The following is a 3171-nucleotide window of genomic DNA, read 5'->3' as shown; positions in this document are numbered from 1 at the left end:
AGTGAAGATACCGGGGCTCGTGTGAGTAAGTACCGACATCGCTTTTGCAATACCGAGTTCGGAAGTTTGCAACTGACTGATCAGGAGAGAAGCATTGTTTGTGTGCTTTTTCTCCGTGGCCCGCAAACGCCCGGTGAATTGCGCAGCCGTACCGGTCGCCTGGCAGAGTTTACTGATGTTCGTGAAGTTGAAGCTGTTTTACAGGCGATGGCGGAGCGTGGTCAGGTCGTTCAGTTGCCCAGAGAGGCTGGAAAGCGGGAAAGCCGGTATGCCCATCTCTTCTCTGGTGACGTCAATGTGGTGAGCCAGACAGACCTGGTTGCGGATGATAAAGTCCGGATTCGTGAACTGGAGCACGAAGTTATGATTCTGAGAGCAGAAATTGAACGATTGAACCGGGAGATGGGAAGATAACTGTGGTCAGCAGGTAGATGCAATGCTTTTATGGTTTCTCATTGCGCCAGGATGATTCATTCAAAACCTTGTTTTCCAGTCGAAAGTTGTAATCATATCTGCTTTTTAACGTTTCTGCCTTCGTGCGCATAGACTGTTTAGTCTCATCCATCTCTGGGGCGCTGTCTATTATCTGACGAGCCCGGTGTTGGATGTTGGTGTCCGTGCGAAGTCTGAAATTAACACCTTCCAGGTTATCTTCGGTGTTATATATATATGTCGCAGGGGCTTCATGTTTTTTTTCGCCCGCTTCCTGACGTAGTCTTGCAAAGTATGGGTTGTTTATATCTCCATGAATCGTGCTATCAACCTTGCTTTTATCCTCCCTTCTCCGTTCCGGCAATGCTTCTGTCACCGTCGGTTTGGCAGTGGGAAAAGTGTTGCGCTTAAAATGAGTTGTGGTTGGCTCGAGATGTTTAGGCATATCGTCGCTTTTATTTAACTTTTTTTCAGAATCAACCGTAGAGACGGCCATTTGGTTGAATTCTGCTCCCTTCTTGCTTTTCTGGCCGGGAGTGAAGATAGAAGTTGCCCGCTGTCCTGCATTTGAAAGTGTTTGTGAGAGCCTCTTTAGCATAATAACCTCCTACTAATGAAATCATCAGGAATCATTTCATGGCACTCCAGACAATGCCATAACAGAGTGGTCAGAATAGCTAACAACCGGAGCAATGGATAAAGTGTTTATTAATAAATATGGCTATTGCTGATTGTCATCCCCGGGCTCAGGAGTATGCTTGTTCACCCAAAATGAAACCCTTTGATGGTGTTTAAAGGTTCTTAATGAGTGACTCAGAGCCTGCATTCTGGCAGGTAAAATCGTTAACCGAGATGACTCCGGAAGAGTGGGAGTCGCTCTGTGATGGCTGTGGCCGATGCTGCCTCAACAAGGTGATCGATGCCGATACTGAAGAAATTCACACTACGGCAGTGGCTTGTCGCCTTCTGGATCTGGAAACCTGCCGCTGCACGCGTTATAAACATCGCCGCAAACATGTGGATGACTGCATCAAATTTACCCCGAAAACCCTCCATGAACATCTGCCATGGTTACCGGATAGTTGTGCCTACAACCTGCTGTACCACGGATACGACCTGCCTTCCTGGCATCCATTGATCACTGGAAATCCGGAGTCTGTTCATGAGGCGGGCTTTTCCATCAGGGGTAAAGATATTGCTTCTGAAGAGGATGTTCCTGACCCTTCTGACTGGTTTGATTACATTATCCGGGTGAAATGAGGCTGATTACTTCCTGATAATTGATCTCAATGCTTGTCAGAAGTGGTGAAAACCTTACACTAGCCCTCAATTTGAATATCTGATGAAAGAGTCTGTGAACCCATGACCGGACATAGCAAACTCTACGGTCTGGTTCTGGCGGGTGGTCGTTCCTCCCGGATGGGGCAGGATAAGTCGCGACTGAGCTGGTATGGAAGGCCTCTCTACCAGCATATGATTTCACTGTTAACCAGTGCCGGAATTGATCATGTTCTGGTCAGCGGATCTGGCTTTGCGAAAGGCAAGGCTGACAGTGGAAGCACTCTGGGAGCTGAGTTTCTTGTAGAGAGTATTGGCGATATTTTCCCGGACCGGGGGCCGCTGAGTGGACTCCATGCCACTGTTCAACAATTGCACGATGGTGATCGCCTGTTGGTGATCCCGGTTGATATGCCGCTGGTTCCTGCTGAAGCGATCAGAAGGCTCTGTGACCAGCAGCAGGCTTGCTGTTTTGAGGGTTTCAATCTGCCTGTTGTTCTTCCTGTGTCGTCTAATTTGCGACAAGTGATTGAACGGGCTATCCAAAGTGATAACCCAAAAGATTATGCACTGTGGAGGTTGTACCAACAGCTGGGTGGGCAGACGATTCCATTGCCTCCGGCCATGGCAGACTATTTTGATAACGCCAATACGCCTGAAGATTGGCGCCACTTAATGACTAAGCATTTTTGAATAAGACTGGAGCATAAAGCGCCATGGCTCATAACCAGTTCAATGAGTTTATTCCTGTAAATATTGCCGTTCTGACGGTATCTGACACACGTACTGAAGAAACGGATACATCTGGCCGTCTATTGGTTGAATGCCTGACTGAAGCAGGCCACAAGCTGGTGGATAAGGCGATTGTGAAGGACGATATTTACAAAATCAGGGAAGTGGTTTCCCGTTGGATTGCCAGTGACGGGGGTAATCCGGACTGTGTTCAGGCTGTACTGGTTACCGGTGGTACCGGCTTTTCCGGAAGGGACAGTACACCAGAAGCCCTGCTGCCCATTTTTGACAAGCAGATTGATGGTTATGGTGAGCTGTTTCGACAAATCTCTTATGAGCAAATCAAAACGTCTACTATTCAATCACGTACCGTAGCCGGTATGGCCAATGGTACGGTTATTTTTGTGATGCCTGGCTCCAATAATGCCTGTAAGACTGCCTGGGAAGGGATTATTCAGGATCAGCTGAACAGCCAGCATCGGCCATGTAATTTTGTCGAACAGCTGAAAAAGGTGGGTTGATCGTGTCTTTTACCCATATTGATAGTGATGGTAAAGCCAGCATGGTTGATGTTGGTGATAAAGACATCACTCGTCGTGAAGCAAGGGCAGAAGGTTACATCTACATGGCGCCTGAAACACTGGCGCTGGTAAAAGACAATGGTCTTAAAAAAGGGGATGTGCTTGCGGTTGCGAGAATTGCCGGGATTCAGGCGGCCAAACAGTGCAG

General features: G+C 47.9%; 6 protein-coding genes. 5 read left to right on the top strand and 1 reads right to left on the bottom strand.

Annotated features, from left to right (window positions below):
- On the top strand, positions 1–414 hold a 414-nt coding region (locus RM811_RS12075), incomplete at its 5' end, for a DUF480 domain-containing protein (RefSeq protein WP_402524507.1).
- Between the two features lie 28 nt (positions 415–442).
- Here the strand turns inward: RM811_RS12075 and RM811_RS12070 are convergent.
- A complete protein-coding gene (locus tag RM811_RS12070) occupies positions 443–1030 on the bottom strand; it encodes a hypothetical protein (RefSeq protein ID WP_402524505.1) in 588 nt (195 codons plus the stop codon).
- A 206-nt stretch (positions 1031–1236) separates the two neighbouring features.
- On the opposite strand from RM811_RS12070, the gene RM811_RS12065 reads away from it, so the two are divergent.
- The 4 genes from RM811_RS12065 to RM811_RS12050 all read left to right on the top strand — a co-directional run.
- A complete protein-coding gene (locus RM811_RS12065) occupies positions 1237–1692 on the top strand; it encodes a YcgN family cysteine cluster protein (protein WP_402524503.1) in 456 nt (151 codons plus the stop codon).
- Positions 1693–1794: 102 nt separating this feature from the next.
- The gene (locus RM811_RS12060; protein WP_402524500.1) at positions 1795–2403 is read left to right on the top strand and encodes a molybdenum cofactor guanylyltransferase; all 609 of its coding nucleotides are present in this window, start codon (positions 1795–1797) and stop codon (positions 2401–2403) included.
- A 23-nt stretch (positions 2404–2426) separates the two neighbouring features.
- A complete protein-coding gene (gene moaB, locus RM811_RS12055) occupies positions 2427–2963 on the top strand; it encodes a molybdenum cofactor biosynthesis protein B (protein WP_402524498.1) in 537 nt (178 codons plus the stop codon).
- Positions 2964–2965: 2 nt separating this feature from the next.
- Positions 2966–3171 (top strand): cyclic pyranopterin monophosphate synthase MoaC (locus RM811_RS12050; RefSeq protein ID WP_402524495.1); only part of this gene is annotated, 206 nt, incomplete at its 3' end.

Source organism: Endozoicomonas sp., assembly GCF_031844845.1.
Lineage (GTDB): Bacteria > Pseudomonadota > Gammaproteobacteria > Pseudomonadales > Endozoicomonadaceae > Endozoicomonas.
Note: the sequence above shows the minus strand (reverse complement) of the source record. Positions and strands in the feature narration are given on the sequence as shown.

Coding starts and splice junctions, on each gene's coding strand:
- RM811_RS12070 (WP_402524505.1), bottom strand. CDS start 1,030: ATGCTAAAGAGGCTCTCACAAACACTTTCAAATGCAGGACAGCGGGCA.
- RM811_RS12065 (WP_402524503.1), top strand. CDS start 1,237: ATGAGTGACTCAGAGCCTGCATTCTGGCAGGTAAAATCGTTAACCGAG.
- RM811_RS12060 (WP_402524500.1), top strand. CDS start 1,795: ATGACCGGACATAGCAAACTCTACGGTCTGGTTCTGGCGGGTGGTCGT.
- moaB (WP_402524498.1), top strand. CDS start 2,427: ATGGCTCATAACCAGTTCAATGAGTTTATTCCTGTAAATATTGCCGTT.